Raw genomic sequence first — 13363 nt, forward strand, 5'->3', positions numbered from 1 at the left:
CCGCGGAACGGGCCTCGTGTCGTGCGGACCTCGGAAGGTCAGGGAGCGATCCCGATGCCGGGAATCCGGCTCCACGCGCACTCCTGCGCGTCCGTCAGCGCCGGCCACTTCTGGCCGCCCGGCCGCGGCGGGACCCGGGACGCGTACGACGCGGGAGTGAACTCCGGCTGGTAGAAGCACCCGCTGCCGTAGGTCTTGTCGAACGTGCCGCACGAGTCGGCGAGGGACCGGGCGGTGGGCTTGCGGCCGGTGCGGACCCAGGTGTCGAGCGCGGCGATCGAGTTGGCGTACTCGGCGTTGCTCAGCTCGCCGTGGTCGGCTTCGTCCGTGAAGGACTGCACGAGGTTGCCGGCGCGACCGGCGGCCTGGACCGTCTCCCGGTAGGCGGACTCGTGCTCCACGTAGACCTGCGGGTCGTGGATCGCGTGCAGGGTGAGGACGGGCACGGAGATCTTGCCGGTCAGGTCGGCGTCGTAGGACAGGTCACGACGCGCCGTGCGGTCGGGTGAGAACCGTTCCACCCCCGCGTTGAGCGCCTTGTCGTCGCTCGAACCGGTGTACCGGACACCCTCGTTGCCGAACGGGTTCCTGCCGTCGAGCCGCTTGAAGACGATGTCCTGGAACAGGAACGTCGCGTAGAGCAGGTTGGTCGGCAGCACCTCCTCCGACATGCGGGTGACGGCGAGGATCTCACCGAGGTTGCGCTGCTGCGCCGCGGTCCGCTGCTCGGAGCCGATGCCGGTGCACTCCTGCAGCCGGGCCACGACGTCCTCGGGCGCCAGCGTCGAGCCGGCCGGAAGTCCTTGCCACAGCGGGTACTGCGGCTCGGTGGGTCGCGGCAGGTTGGCGCAGTAGTACTGGTAGACCACCCGCAGGTCGACCCGGTGGTCGTAGCCGCGGGAGCCGCCACCCACGAGCCCGTTGGTCAGCAGCACGCCGTCGTACAGCCCTGGCTGCTTGCCGTAGGTCTCCGCGACCTTGGCCGCGACGTTCCCGCCGAAGGACTGGCCGTGCAGGTACGTCCGCGCGGGCTTGCCGAACCGGTCGATGAACAAGCGCCGGACGTTGTCGGTGTCGGCCGCGGCCATGCGGACGCCGTACCCGCCCCGCCGGTACGACGACGCCGCCCAGGCGTAACCCTGGTCGACCATCACCGCCCAGCGTTCCAGCTCCTCGTCCGTGCTGGACTGGTCGTAGGCGAAGTCGGGACCACCGTGGGCGAGCACGACGAGAGACTTGTTCCACTGCTTCGGAACGGCCATCGTGAAGTAGGCGCCGTCGGCGTCCTGGCCGGCGTAGCAGGTGGCCTTCTCCGCCAGGGGCGCGGGACACGGGGCGACGGCACCGGGTGGGGTGCCGGCGTTCGCGACGGGCAGGGCGCCGAGCGTGCCGGCGGCGAGCGTCGTGACGAGCACGGCTGCCATCGCCCGGCGGGCCGGAAGCCGCGCCAGGCCGCACGGGCGTGCGTCGGATGTGTTCAAGAAACCGCTCCATCTTCGAAGGTGCGACCGGTGTGAGGAAGGTGAGCCGCCCGGCGTCGCCGGGACCTCTCCGCCGTGCTCAGCACGGGGGTCGCGCCATGGTTCTGGTTCTTCTCCATGGGTTACCAACCGGTAACGCGTCGTCACGCTAATGCAGATGCTATAGCAAAAGCAACATGCAACTTTAAGGACGATTGCCATGGTCCCCTGGTCGGGGGAGGGGAGTCCCCGGTCTTCGTGACGATCCGGCCGGGGTGCGGTTCCTACCGTGGTGGACAACGAGATCGTCCACCTGCGACGAACGCCTCGATCACCGGAGGGGACCGGCGGTGAGCGCTGCCGCGCCGGGGTTTCCCGGGATCGCTCGGGGCGCCTCCGAGCTCGACGGGCGCGTGGCCTCCGAGGCCGGTCGACGCCGCCGGGCCGCCGATCTCCTGACCAGAGACCTGGAGTCCATTGTGGAACGCACTGCCCGCCTTCGGGTGCAGGTGCCGTTGTCTGACAGGCCGAAGCTGAAACGGTTCACCGCGGGCGGATCTCCCCCTGACCGGCGGCGAGGCACGGCGAAGATCACCTTCCTGGTGACGCTCGCGGTGTTCGCGCAGGAGGTCACCTGGAACTTCTACGACGCCCAGGTTCCGCCGCTGTTGCTGGCACACCTGGGAAGCGCGGCGCTGGTCGGGCTGTTCATGGGCATGGACAACGTCCTGGGGCTGTTCGTGCAGCCGTGGATGGCGAACCGGTCCGACAACACCCGCACGTCGTGGGGCCGGCGGATGCCTTACCTGGTGGTGGGAATGCCGTTGGCGGCGGTGGTGTTCCTGACCGTGCCGCTGGTGGCGGGTTCGCTGCCGGCACTGATCGTGGTGATCTTCTTCTACGGGCTGATCACGAACGGGTTCAAGTCGATCTCCGAGTCGCTCATGCCCGACTTCCTGCCGCCGGAGCGGCGCAGCAGGGGCAACGCCGCGGTCAAGATCGCCTCCGGGCTGACCAGCATCGTGGCCGCGCTGCTCAGCATCCTGGTCGTCGACCAGCACCCGAACGCCGCTTTCCTCATCCCCGCGGCGATGATGCTGGTGGCGGTGGTGGTGCTGGGCCTCACGGTGCGGGACAGCCGTTCGCCGGCCTACCAGGCCGCGCTCGTCGAGGACCAGCTGCCGCAGTCGCGCTCCCGCAAGGAGATCAAGGCGACGGGCACGATGGCGGAGATCCTGCGGGACCGCGACCGGAGCCGGCTGCTGCTGGTCGTCGCGACCCTGCTCTTCAGCTGCGCGTGGGCCGCCTCGCGGTCGCTGATCACGCCGTACGGCATGGAGGCGCTCGGCCTCTCCCGCGGTGACGCGGGTGGCCTCCCGCTCGTCAGCGGCCTCGTCTACATCGCGCTGGCCTACCCGATCGCCCTGCTCGCCGAACGCTTCGGGCGCCTGCGGGTGATGGTGATCGGCATGGTCACCTTCGCCACGGCGCTGCTGGCCGCGACGGCGTTCGCGAGCCAGATCGGGACGATGATCGCCCTGTCCGTCGCCGGTGCGGGTGCGGCGGGGTTCATCATCAACGCCGCGGTGGTGCTGTGGAACCTCGCCCCGTCGGCCAGGGTGCTCGGCACGTACACCGCCATCTACAACATCGGCTGGGGCATGGGCGGTTTCCTCGGCCCGTTCCTGATCGGCGCGATGGTCGACGTCACCGGCTGGCGGCTGATGCTCGTCGACATCGCGGTCGTGGCCTGCGTCGCCGCGTTCGTCGTCACCCGGATCGCGGTCCGGCGACCCTCCACCCCCTCCCCGCAGACCGGAGACCTGACGTGAGCACGAGCATCTACAAAGGACTCTTCGACTGGGACACCCCGGCGCTGAGCAACGCCCTGCGCCGCACCGAGGCCGGTGCCGACGGGCAGTCGTACACGGACGGCTCGGTGCGCCAGGTCACCGGTGGCCGGTTCCTGGGCACGGTCGTGACCGCGACCATGCGGGCACGCCACGCCGGTGACGACGCGGTGCCGGTGTCCGAGCTGCACCGGGCCGTGCTCGCGGCCGAGGGGCCGGTCGTGGTGGTGCTGGAGGACCTCGACGAGGTGCCCGGGGCCGGCGCGTTCCTGGGCGAGGTCAACGGGACCCTGCTGGCGGCGCTGAACATCGCGGGCTTCGTGACCAACGGCCGGGTGCGGGACGAACAGGACCTGCGCCGGCTGGGTTTCTCCGTGCACGCCGCCGGACTGTGCGTCGCCCGTGCCCACATGCGGCTCACCTCGGTCGGCGTGCCCGTCCGCGTCGCCGGGCTCGAGGTCGCTCCCGGCGATCTGGTGCACGGGGACCAGCACGGCGTCCTGCGCGTCCCTCGTGAGATCGCCGGCCGGTTGCCCGGCCTGGCGGAGGAGGTCCGCGAGGAGGAGCAGTCCATCGTGACGTGGGCGCGTTCCCCGGAGTTCACGCCGGAAGGGCTGCTGGCCCTCAAGCGGGTCCGGCACTAGGGGATCCGGTGAACATCTTCATCACCAGGGCACTGCCCGGCGACGTCCTCACCCCGCTCTCCGGGGTCGGCACGGTGACGGTCTCCCCGCACGCCAGGCCGTTGACCCCCGCCGAGCTGCGGGCCGGGGTGGCGGGGGCCGACGCGGTGATCACCACGCTCAACGACCGGGTCGGTCAGGAGGTCCTCACGGCCGCCGGTCCCCAGCTGCGCGTGGTGGCCAACACCGCCACGGGCTACGACAACCTCGACGTCGCCGCGATCACCGCGCACGGCGCGGTCGCGACCAACACGCCCGGTGTGCTGGTCGAGGCGACCGCCGACCTGACGATGGCGTTGATGCTCGACGTGACCCGGCGGGTGAGCGAGGGGGACCGGCTGATCCGGTCCGGCGAGCCGTGGGCGTGGGACATCGGGTTCCTGCTCGGGGCGGGGTTGCAGGGGCGACGGCTGGGCGTCGTGGGCATGGGGTCGATCGGCCGGGCCGTGGCCGCCCGTGCGCTCGCGTTCGGCATGGAGGTGGTGCACCACTCCCGCCGCGGGATCAGCACGGGACTGGACGAGCTTCTGTCCACTTCAGACGTCGTGTCGCTGCATTGCCCGCTCACCAGCGAGACCCGCCACCTGATCGACGAAGCGGCCCTGCGCCTGATGAAGCCGACCGCCTACCTGGTCAACACGGCGCGCGGTCCGGTCGTCGACGAGGCCGCCCTGGTCCGGGCCCTGCGCACAGGGCAGATCGCGGGTGCCGCGCTCGACGTCTACGAGGACGAGCCGCGCGTGCACCCCGACCTGCTCACCCTCGAGAACGTGGTGCTCACACCGCACCTGGGTTCGGCCACCACGGAGACCCGCACCCTCATGGCCGCGATCGCCGTGGAGAACGTCGTCGCCGTGCTGACCGGCGGCGACCCGCTGACCCCCGTCCTCCCCGCGGTTGCGGAGAGGCCATGACCAGTTCCGCGACCGGGGCGTTCCGCCCCGACGACATCGATCCGTCACTGGAAGAGAAGGCGACATGAGCAAATCGATCAGGATCTACGTGCCCCAGGGTTCGCTGGGGGTCGGGATCTTCCCGGAGGAGATCGGCCACGCGTCGGCGGCGAGGCCCCAGGCCATCGCGGTGGACGCGGGGTCGACGGACAGCGGCGCGGCGTTCCTCGCCAAGGGCACGTCGAAGAACGACCGCGGCTCGGTGAAGAGGGACCTCGAACTGCTGATGGGGTTGCAGCAGGAAGCGGGAATCCCCTTCCTGATCGGCACCGCCGGTCAGGCCGGCGGTGACCTGAACGTCGACTGGACGCGCGACATCGTGCTGGAGATCGCCGCGGAGAGGGGGTACACGCCGAAGATCGCCCTGCTGTACTCGGAGCAGTCGCCTCAAGTGATCAAGGACAAGCTCGCGGACGGCAAGATCACCGCCCTGCCCCCGCTGGGCGAGCTGGACGAGGAGACGATCGACAGCAACCTGCACATCGTCGCCCTGATGGGTCCGGAGCCGTACTTCGCCGCGCTGGACGCGGGTGCGGACATCGTCATCGGCGGGCGCTCCTCCGACCCGGCGGTCATCGCCGCCTACGCGCTCTGGAAGGGCGCGCCCGCCGGGCCGTCCTGGCACGCGGGCAAGATCTCCGAGTGCGGTGCGCAGTCGACCACCGCGGCCACGGGTCAGCGCGGGGTGCTGATCGACATCCACGAGGACGGGTTCGACGTCGCTCCGGTCGATCCGCAGTTCAAGGCGTTGACCAGGGGCATCTCGATCCACTCGCTCTACGAGAACAAGAACCCGTGGATCCTGACCGAGCCGGGCGGTGAGCTCGACCTGACCGGGTGCGAGTACGTCCAGCTCACCGACCGCGTGGTGCGCGTCACCGGGTCGAAGTGGACTCCCCGGCCCTACACCATGAAGCTGGAGGGCGCCTCGGGGAACCTGTTCCAGACCATCATGATCGTCGGCATCACCGATCCGAACGTGCTGGCCGAACCGCAGGTGTTCCACGACCGGATGCAGTTCGTCCTGACCGAACGCGCGAAGTCCGCGACCGGCCTGGACGAGTCCGAGTTCCACATCTCCTTGCGGATGTACGGCTACAACGGCGTCAGCGGACTGCCGCCCGCACCGGGCTCCGTGCCGCTGGAGATCGGGCTGATGGGCGTCATCACCGCCAAGACCCAGCAGCTCGCGAGCGAGATCGCCCGTGCGTGCGACCCGTACTTCTTCCACATGCCCATCCGCAACGGCCTGGAGCTGCCGAGCTACGGCTGGGCGTTCACCCCCGGCGACATCGACCGCGGGCCCGTCTACCAGTTCACGCTCAACCACGTCGTCAGCGTCGAACACCCCATGGAACTAGTCCGGGTCGAGACCATCGAGACCCGCACCGCAGAGAAGGTTGCCGCCCATGCCTAACCTCAAAGAGGTCTGCTGGCACGTCCGGTCCAAAGTGGCCGGTCCGTTCTGGGTCACCATCGACCTGATGTTCGACGGCCAGGAGAACTACGACCGCTACGCCGGCAGCCCGGCGCTCAGCGCCGACTCCATCGCGGAGATCTACGACGTCGACCCCGCGTCCGTGTCGCTGTACCCGATGCCGTCCCTGCAGGTGCTGAAGATCTCCTTCCCCAGGAGGGTGCCGCAGGGCGGAGTCGAGGAGCGCGACCTGCACTCCGGGCAGCAGTACCCCTACCTGCTCCGGCTCGCCCTGTGACCGTCCGGTAGAGCGACCCCGAGGCACAAAGGCTGTTCGGCGCGAGATCCTCGCGCCGGACAGCCTTTTGCGTTGCGGGGGAGTCGGGTTCACTCCGCGGATGCGACGTGGGTGTCGCCTCTGGCGGCCGCTCTGATGGCGGCGATCAGCTCTTCGGGCGGCAGGCTCTTGAGGACGAAGCCGTGCACGCCGGCCGTCAGCGCCCGGCGGAGGTAGTCATCGTTGTCGTAGGTCGTGAGCATGAGCATGCGCACCCCGGTGAGGCCCGAGGCGACGATCTCGGCGGCTGCCGCCAGTCCGTCGAACTCGGGCATCTGGACGTCGAGGATCGCGAGGTCGGGGCGCAGCCGGATGGTCTCGGCGACCGCGGCGCGGCCGTCCCCGACCTCGGCCACGCACTCGAAGTCGGGCTGGGTGTGGAGGATCGCGCGCAGGCCGGACCGGAAGGTCGCGTGGTCGTCGGCGATGAGGACGCGGAACGTCACTGGGGTTCTCCTGCTGATGAGACGCTGTAGGACACGCTGACCCTGGTCTCCCAGTTCTCGCCGGCGGCATCGGGTCCGTGCGACACGGTGCCGCCGAACTGGGCTGCCCGGTCGCGGATGCCGGCCAGCCCGCGCCCGGTCGACGCGTGGTCGGCCGGAGCCCCGATGGCGTTGCGGGCGGTCAGCACGATGGAGGTCTCGCGGAAGTCGAGATCGATGTCCACAGTGGATCCGTCGCCGTAGCGCAGGGCGTTGGTGAGCATCTCCTGGGTCATCCGGTACAGGGCGATGTCGATGGCACCGGGCAGCCACCGCGGCGCGCCGCTGACCCGGAACCGCGTGGCGAGACCGGACCGGCGCACGCCGTCGAAGAGCTCGTCGAGGTTGCCGAGGCCGGGCTGCGCGGACGAGTCCGGCTTGCCGTGCAGGAGGTCGAGCATGCGGCGGAGGTCGGCCATCGCGGACCTGCGGGACAGCTCCACGGCCCTCAGCGAGTCCATGATCTCCGGTGCGATGAACTGCTGCGTCGCGGCGAGCTTGATGCGGGCGACCCCGGAGTGCACGCCGATCGCGCTGACGTGGTGGGAGATGACGTCGTGCAGGTCGCGGGCGATCGTGGTCCGCACCCGGCGGACCGCGTTGTCCACCTCCTCGGTGGCCTCGCGCAGCTCGGTCTCCCGGTGGTGGCGCAGTTCCGAGATGTAGGCGCGGCGGGCCGAGGTGTACCGGCCCACCAGCCAGGGGATGAACGCGTCCTTGACCACCTCGGTGGCCGTGCCGAGGACGGCGGACGGATCGACCAGGGCTTGCGAGAGCATCGTGCCGGTCGCGAGCACGAGGACGGCGGCGACGCTCGCCCTGCCGTGCAGCCACGCACCGGCGCGGTAGGCGGCGATCACGCTGCCCACCAGGTCGACGTCGACGTCCGGCGTGGAGCGGAGCATCACGGCCAGCCCGACGGCGGTGACGGCGTGCGCCGCGGTCACCCACCCGGACGACCGAGCGGGAAGGGCCAGGGCGGCGTCCACGCAGACGATCGCGAGGAGGGCGCCGGCCTGGGCGACGGGGGACAGGTCCGGCGTCGCGGCGGTGAACGCCACGGTGTCGACCACCAGGCACGCCAGCGCTATGAGGAGCGCCTGCCGGCCGAACGAACGCTCCGGCCGGGTAGTCACCGTCCCGCGCGCGTGCGCCGTCACGGTCCCGCATTCGTCCACAGTGGCCACAGGACAATTGTCCTCGGCAGGCGCCCCGCCGAGTCCCCCGGTCAGGGGACAGAACTCCCCGGACAGTAGGACGATTCGCCGATCGCGGCGGTCCTAGCCTCGGCCCAGTCATCGCGCCGTCGACGTCGCTGCGGGAGGAACGCCATGCTGGCTCTTCTGGGGTTTGGCACCATCGGGCTCTTCACCGCGCTGGTGATGGCGAAGAGGTTGTCCGCGGTGGCGGGACTGGTTCTCGTTCCGCTGGTGTTCGGTTTGATCGGCGGCTTCGGGTCCCGTCTCGGCGACATGATGGTGTCCGGGATCGTGGAGACCGCGCCGACCGCGGTCATGCTGGTCTTCGCCCTGCTCTACTTCCTGGTGATGTTCGAGTGCGGGCTGTTCGAGCCGTTCGTCCGCCGGATCGTCGCGGCGGTGGGCGAGGACCCGGTGAAGATCGTGGTCGGCACCGCGGTCCTGGTGATGGTCGTCGGTCTCGACGGCGACGGCGCCACGGCGGCGTTGATCACGGTGTCGTCGATGTACCCGATCTACCGCCGCATCGGCATCAACCCGTTGATCATGGCCATGCTGCTCGGCATCATCTGCCCGGTCCTCAACTGGATGCCCTGGGGCGGCCCCGCGGCCCGCATGTCGATCTCCCTCGGCATCGACGTCACCGACATCGTCGTGCCCATGCTGCCGACGTTCTTCCTCACGCTGGCCGCCGCCGTCGCCTTCGCCTACTTCCTCGGCCGCTCCGAGCGTCGCCGGTTGCAGAGGCTCGACGCGGCGGAGCCGGACGGCGAGACCTCCGAGCCGACCGGCACCCACGCGCCGCGCAAGGTGATCGAGCCGAAGAACTTCTGGTTCAACCTCGTTCTCACGATCGCGCTCATGGTGAGCCTGGGCCTCGGCTTCTTCCCGCTGCCGGCCATGGTGATGGCCGCGTTCGCCATCGCGCTCACCGTCAACTTCCCGAACCTGAAGGTGCAGCAGGACCGGTTGAAGCCGCACGCCGGCACCGTCGTCATGCTGGTCACGCTCATCCTGGCGGCCGGCGCGTTCACCGGTGTGCTCAACGAGAGCGGCATGGTCGAGGCCATGTCAGGCAGCATCGTCTCCGTCGTCCCCGACAGCTGGGGCGGTGCCTTCGCCTTCGTCACCGCGGTGCTGTCGATGCCGTTGCTGGTCATCCTGTCCACCGACAGCTTCTTCCTAGGCGTGGTCCCGATCCTCGCCCAGACGGCCGACGCGTTCGGCCTTCCGCACGAGGTCATCGCCAGGGCCGCGTTGATCGGCATGCCGTTGCACTCGCTGAGCCCGCTGATCGCGCCGATCTACTTCGTCGCCACGCTGCTGCGCACGGACATCGGCTCCCTGCAACGGTTCGCCTGGCCGTGGACCCTCGGCCTCAGCCTCGTCGCCATGGCGGGTGCCACCGTCACCGGCGCCATCCACCTCGCCTGACCCCAAGTGCTGGAGGCACTGTTGCGATTCATCACCTACACCGTCGGCGCCGAAGAGGGCATCGCGCTCAAGTCGGGGGAGGGCTACCGGGGACTCCCGGTCTCCGAGCTCGGCGGCGATCTCCCGCACTTCCTGCGTGACGACGCCGCTCTCGAGGAACTGGCGAAGATCCTGGAGACCGCGCCCGAGATCGTCCTGTCCGACGTGACGTTGCTGCCGCCGGTGGTGCGCCCCGGCAAGATCCTCTGCATCGGCCTGAACTACGTCGACCACTCGCGGGAGAGCGGTTTCGAGCCGCCGTCGTACCCGGCCGTGTTCGCCAGGTTCGCCAACAGCCTGGTCGCGCACGGCGACCCGCTCGTGCGGCCGGACGCGTCCGACCTGCTCGACTACGAGTGCGAGCTGGCCGTGGTCGTCGGCAAGGGCGGGCGCCACATCCGCGAGTCCGAGGCGCTCGGCCACGTCGCGGGCTACTCGCTGTTCAACGACGGGTCGGTGCGCGACTTCCAGATCAGGTCCGACCAGTGGACGATGGGCAAGAGCTTCGACGGCACCGGCGCTTTCGGCCCCGAGCTCGTCACCCGCGACGAGCTGCCCGACGGCTGCCGCGGGCTGCGCATCCGCACCGTGCTGAACGGCGAGACCATGCAGGACGCCAACACCGACGACATGATCTTCGGGGTGGCGCGGCTCGTCTCGATCCTGTCCGAGGCCATGACGCTGGATCCGGGCGACGTCATCGTCACCGGCACCCCCGGCGGCGTGGGTGCGTTGCGGCAGCCGCAGGTGTGGCTCGAGCCGGGGGACGAGTGCACCGTCGAGATCGAGCAGCTCGGGTCGTTGACGAACACCGTCGTGCAGGAAGCGCTGATCACCGGGCGGTGACCGGGCCTTCGGTCAGTGCGACGACCGGCATCTCGGGCCCGGCGAGGCCGATGACGACCTGACCCGTCAGATAGGGCAGGCGCACGGCCCGCGACCCGCCCACCGCGATCTCGGTCGCCGGTGTCGCGGTGCCGTCGAGGACGACCTCGACCGGTACCGGGACCGCCGAGGTCGCCTCCTGCCAGGCGGCCCGGCGCCCGGCGGTGTCGCGTGGAGTGCCGTGGAAGCACAGGAAGTTGTGCAGGACGACGGCGGCCAGGGTCTCGTCCGCTGCCTCTCCCGGCAGCGGGATGCTCGTCACGACGAGGACGTCGGGGAACGCCCCGGTCCCGTAGCCGAGGTGGACGTCGCGCAGTCGTGGGCCGAGACCCGTCGTCCCGGTGACGGCGGGATCTCGCTCGGAGTCCGCGAGCACCGCCAGCGGGTGCCCGAGCACGAAGGCGGCTTCCGGCACGGTGAGCGGGACCTTGCCTTCGAGCTGGAGCAGGCGGAGTGCGTCCTCGTGGGACCGGCCGGTGCTCGACGCGAGCTCGCGTGCCTGTGCCTCAACGGATTTCATGTGCCCTCCTCCGGCGAACAGCGTGTCGTGAGTGGACGGTAGCCGGGCGTCGAGGGTCGCCGCATCGGTCGATCTGCGCGAAGCAGGTGGACTTTCGGCCGATGTCCCTGCTGTCCGGTGCTCCCGGACAGCAGGGAACGACCTGGCCTCAGCCCCAGCCCCTGGCCGCCAGCTCGCGGAAGGTCGGCTGCGGCACCTCGGGGAAGTGGTGCCGCAGTGCGGCGTCGGCGAAGGAGAACAGGACGTGCTTGGCCGGGTTGCGGCGGATCTGGCCGGCGACGTCCGCCGTCAGCCTGTTCGCGAGGTCCAGCCGCGGGTACCGGGCGTGCGCCGCGGCGGTCAGCGCGTCGTCGAGCCTGTCGGCGCCCACGGCCAGGATGTCCGCGCCGATGCCGGCGTGAGCCAGTGCGATCTCGGCGGACTTGCGGTTCGCGATGCCGGGCGAGGTGTGCAGGGCGATCGCGTCCCAGACGGTCTCCGCGGCAGCGTCACCGAGACCTTGGTCCAGCACGAACCGCGCGGCCCGGTCAGCGCCGTCGACCTCGAACCGCTGCGACCCGTTGGCCTCCTCGGTGAGCCCGATGTCGTGCAGGACGGTGGCGAGGAACAGGATCTCGTCGTCGTACTCGGTGCCGGCGAGGTCGCCCAGGTGACGGCCGTAGAAGTAGCTGCGGATGCTGTGGTTGACCAGGTGGTCGGGCTCGTGCTCGCCGATGAACTCGACGGCCGCGACGGTCGCCGGGGTCCGGGGCCACGGCCCGAGAACGTCGGGGAGGTCGCTCAGCAGGGTCGTCATCAGGCGTGCGGCCTCACGATCCCGTTGGCCGCCACGCCGGCGCTCAACGACCTGAAGTCCACCGCGCGGGTCCGCGGCGAAGCGGCCGCGGATGTCCAGTTCACCACTACGACGTGCATGAATCGCTCCTTCGACGCACCGAACTGTTTGATGCCGGTCCAAACGGTAGGGAGGCGCGCAGGTCGATACAATGGCTCGATGGCCAGGTACTCCCAGGATCGAGCCAAGCATCGGGTGCACGTCCTGATCCCTCCCGACGTGGTGGCGTTGGACCTGGTCGTCCCGTTGTCGGTCTTCGGGCCGTGGAGCGAGCAGGTCTACGCCGACACGGGCGTGACCAGCCATCCGTACGAGGTGGCGCTCGTCGGCGAGCCCGACGCCGCCTGCGGCCCCTATCTGGGAGCCCGCGACGTCTTGCCGCTGTCACAGCTCGCGCGAGCCGACACCGTCATCGTGCCGGGCACCGCCGAACCGTTGCGGCCGGTCGCGCCCGAGCTCTCCGATGCTGTCCGCGCCGCCCACGCCCGCGGAGCGCGCATCATCTCCATCTGCACCGGCGCGTTCATCCTCGGCGAGGCGGGAGTTCTGGGCAGCGGACCGGTGACGACCCACTGGGCCTGGGCCGACCACCTCGAGGCCCGGCACCCGGAAGTCGAGATCCTGCGCGACCAGCTGTACGTGGACGCCGGCGACGTGATCACCTCGGCCGGCATCCTCGCCGGCGTGGACCTCTGCCTGCACGTCCTGCGCACCGACCACGGCCAGGCCGTCGCGAACACCGTGGCTCGCTACCTGGTCAGCGCCCCGCACCGGCAGGGCGGCCAGGCGCAGTTCATCCAGAGCCCGGCACCCGACGAGAGCGGCGCCCTGGGCGACCTGCTCGGCTGGATGCTCGCGAACCTCGACCAGCCCCTCACCCTGGCCGCGATCGCCCGCCAAGCGCACACGAGCACCCGGACGTTGAGCCGTCGCTTCAAGGCCATCACAGGGTCGTCCGTGCTCGACTGGGTCACCGCCCAGCGCGTGGTGAAGGCCCGGACGCTGCTCGAGACGACGGACCTCCCCATCGCCGAGGTGGCGGTCATGTGCGGGTTCGGCTCGATGGAGTCGCTGCGGGTCCACTTCAACGAGCACAACCGCACCACTCCGTCGCGATATCGGCAGACGTTCCGATAACAGCCCTTGCGCGTCAGGGGATGCCGATCCGGTCGAGAAGCGGTGCTGCGGCGGCAGAACCGCAGATCCGTCTTAACGGACAAGCCGTGCGGCGATTGGTGTCCGGAGCGGACGACATCGGCGATTTGG

General features: G+C 70.1%; 13 protein-coding genes. 8 read left to right on the top strand and 5 right to left on the bottom strand.

Going from position 1 to position 13363, the window contains the following annotated elements:
• Positions 1 to 38: 38 nt before the first annotated feature.
• Positions 39 to 1481, bottom strand: a complete 1443-nt coding sequence (locus ACFWV3_RS25830; protein ID WP_382414485.1) for an alpha/beta hydrolase family protein — start codon at positions 1479 to 1481, stop codon at positions 39 to 41.
• 329 nt (positions 1482 to 1810) lie between these two features.
• On the opposite strand from ACFWV3_RS25830, the gene ACFWV3_RS25835 reads away from it, so the two are divergent.
• From ACFWV3_RS25835 to ACFWV3_RS25855, 5 genes are all read left to right on the top strand, one after another.
• Positions 1811 to 3292 carry an MFS transporter gene (locus ACFWV3_RS25835; RefSeq protein WP_382414487.1) on the top strand — a complete coding sequence of 494 codons (1482 nt, stop codon included), beginning with the start codon at positions 1811 to 1813 and terminating at the stop codon, positions 3290 to 3292.
• The gene (locus ACFWV3_RS25840) at positions 3289 to 3954 is read left to right on the top strand and encodes an RraA family protein (protein WP_382414489.1); all 666 of its coding nucleotides are present in this window, start codon (positions 3289 to 3291) and stop codon (positions 3952 to 3954) included. The genes ACFWV3_RS25835 and ACFWV3_RS25840 overlap by 4 nt, the downstream gene beginning before the upstream one ends.
• A gap of 8 nt (positions 3955 to 3962) precedes the next feature.
• Positions 3963 to 4907 (top strand): 2-hydroxyacid dehydrogenase, encoded by a 945-nt coding sequence (locus ACFWV3_RS25845; protein ID WP_382414491.1) that lies wholly within the window; start codon positions 3963 to 3965, stop codon positions 4905 to 4907.
• Between the two features lie 64 nt (positions 4908 to 4971).
• Positions 4972 to 6363, top strand: a complete 1392-nt coding sequence (locus ACFWV3_RS25850) for an acyclic terpene utilization AtuA family protein (protein WP_382414493.1) — start codon at positions 4972 to 4974, stop codon at positions 6361 to 6363.
• On the top strand, positions 6356 to 6661 hold the full coding sequence (locus ACFWV3_RS25855; RefSeq protein ID WP_382414495.1) for a DUF4387 domain-containing protein: 306 nt from the start codon (positions 6356 to 6358) through the stop codon (positions 6659 to 6661). The genes ACFWV3_RS25850 and ACFWV3_RS25855 overlap by 8 nt, the downstream gene beginning before the upstream one ends.
• An 89-nt stretch (positions 6662 to 6750) precedes the next feature.
• On the opposite strand, the gene ACFWV3_RS25860 is transcribed toward ACFWV3_RS25855, so the two are convergent.
• Entirely contained in the window at positions 6751 to 7146 is a 396-nt protein-coding gene (locus ACFWV3_RS25860) for a response regulator transcription factor (RefSeq protein ID WP_382414497.1), read from the bottom strand.
• A complete protein-coding gene (locus ACFWV3_RS25865) occupies positions 7143 to 8372 on the bottom strand; it encodes a sensor histidine kinase (RefSeq protein WP_382414499.1) in 1230 nt (409 codons plus the stop codon). The genes ACFWV3_RS25860 and ACFWV3_RS25865 overlap by 4 nt, the downstream gene beginning before the upstream one ends.
• Positions 8373 to 8516: 144 nt before the next feature.
• On the opposite strand from ACFWV3_RS25865, the gene ACFWV3_RS25870 reads away from it, so the two are divergent.
• Complete coding sequence (locus tag ACFWV3_RS25870; RefSeq protein WP_382414501.1) at positions 8517 to 9818, top strand: CitMHS family transporter; 1302 nt, start codon at positions 8517 to 8519, stop codon at positions 9816 to 9818.
• Between the two features lie 6 nt (positions 9819 to 9824).
• Positions 9825 to 10703 (top strand): fumarylacetoacetate hydrolase family protein, encoded by an 879-nt coding sequence (locus ACFWV3_RS25875; RefSeq protein WP_382414503.1) that lies wholly within the window; start codon positions 9825 to 9827, stop codon positions 10701 to 10703.
• Here ACFWV3_RS25875 and ACFWV3_RS25880 read toward each other — a convergent pair.
• Together ACFWV3_RS25880 and ACFWV3_RS25885 are read right to left on the bottom strand one after the other, a co-directional pair.
• The gene (locus tag ACFWV3_RS25880; RefSeq protein WP_382414505.1) at positions 10690 to 11262 is read right to left on the bottom strand and encodes a hypothetical protein; all 573 of its coding nucleotides are present in this window, start codon (positions 11260 to 11262) and stop codon (positions 10690 to 10692) included. The genes ACFWV3_RS25875 and ACFWV3_RS25880 overlap by 14 nt on opposite strands.
• Before the next feature lie 148 nt (positions 11263 to 11410).
• A complete protein-coding gene (locus tag ACFWV3_RS25885; RefSeq protein ID WP_382414507.1) occupies positions 11411 to 12058 on the bottom strand; it encodes an HD domain-containing protein in 648 nt (215 codons plus the stop codon).
• A gap of 198 nt (positions 12059 to 12256) precedes the next feature.
• On the opposite strand from ACFWV3_RS25885, the gene ACFWV3_RS25890 reads away from it, so the two are divergent.
• Entirely contained in the window at positions 12257 to 13234 is a 978-nt protein-coding gene (locus ACFWV3_RS25890; RefSeq protein ID WP_382414509.1) for a GlxA family transcriptional regulator, read from the top strand.
• The last annotated feature ends 129 nt before the right edge of the window (positions 13235 to 13363 follow it).

Origin of the sequence: Lentzea sp. NPDC059081 (assembly GCF_042738015.1) — a bacterium.
Taxonomy (GTDB): Bacteria; Actinomycetota; Actinomycetes; order Mycobacteriales; family Pseudonocardiaceae; genus Lentzea.

What these genes read in the sequence shown, in the direction of transcription:
- ACFWV3_RS25850 (WP_382414493.1), top strand. Translation starts at nt 4,972, where the DNA reads ATGAGCAAATCGATCAGGATCTACGTGCCCCAGGGTTCGCTGGGGGTC.
- ACFWV3_RS25855 (WP_382414495.1), top strand. Translation starts at nt 6,356, where the DNA reads ATGCCTAACCTCAAAGAGGTCTGCTGGCACGTCCGGTCCAAAGTGGCC.
- ACFWV3_RS25870 (WP_382414501.1), top strand. Translation starts at nt 8,517, where the DNA reads ATGCTGGCTCTTCTGGGGTTTGGCACCATCGGGCTCTTCACCGCGCTG.
- ACFWV3_RS25880 (WP_382414505.1), bottom strand. Translation starts at nt 11,262, where the DNA reads ATGAAATCCGTTGAGGCACAGGCACGCGAGCTCGCGTCGAGCACCGGC.
- ACFWV3_RS25885 (WP_382414507.1), bottom strand. Translation starts at nt 12,058, where the DNA reads ATGACGACCCTGCTGAGCGACCTCCCCGACGTTCTCGGGCCGTGGCCC.
- ACFWV3_RS25890 (WP_382414509.1), top strand. Translation starts at nt 12,257, where the DNA reads ATGGCCAGGTACTCCCAGGATCGAGCCAAGCATCGGGTGCACGTCCTG.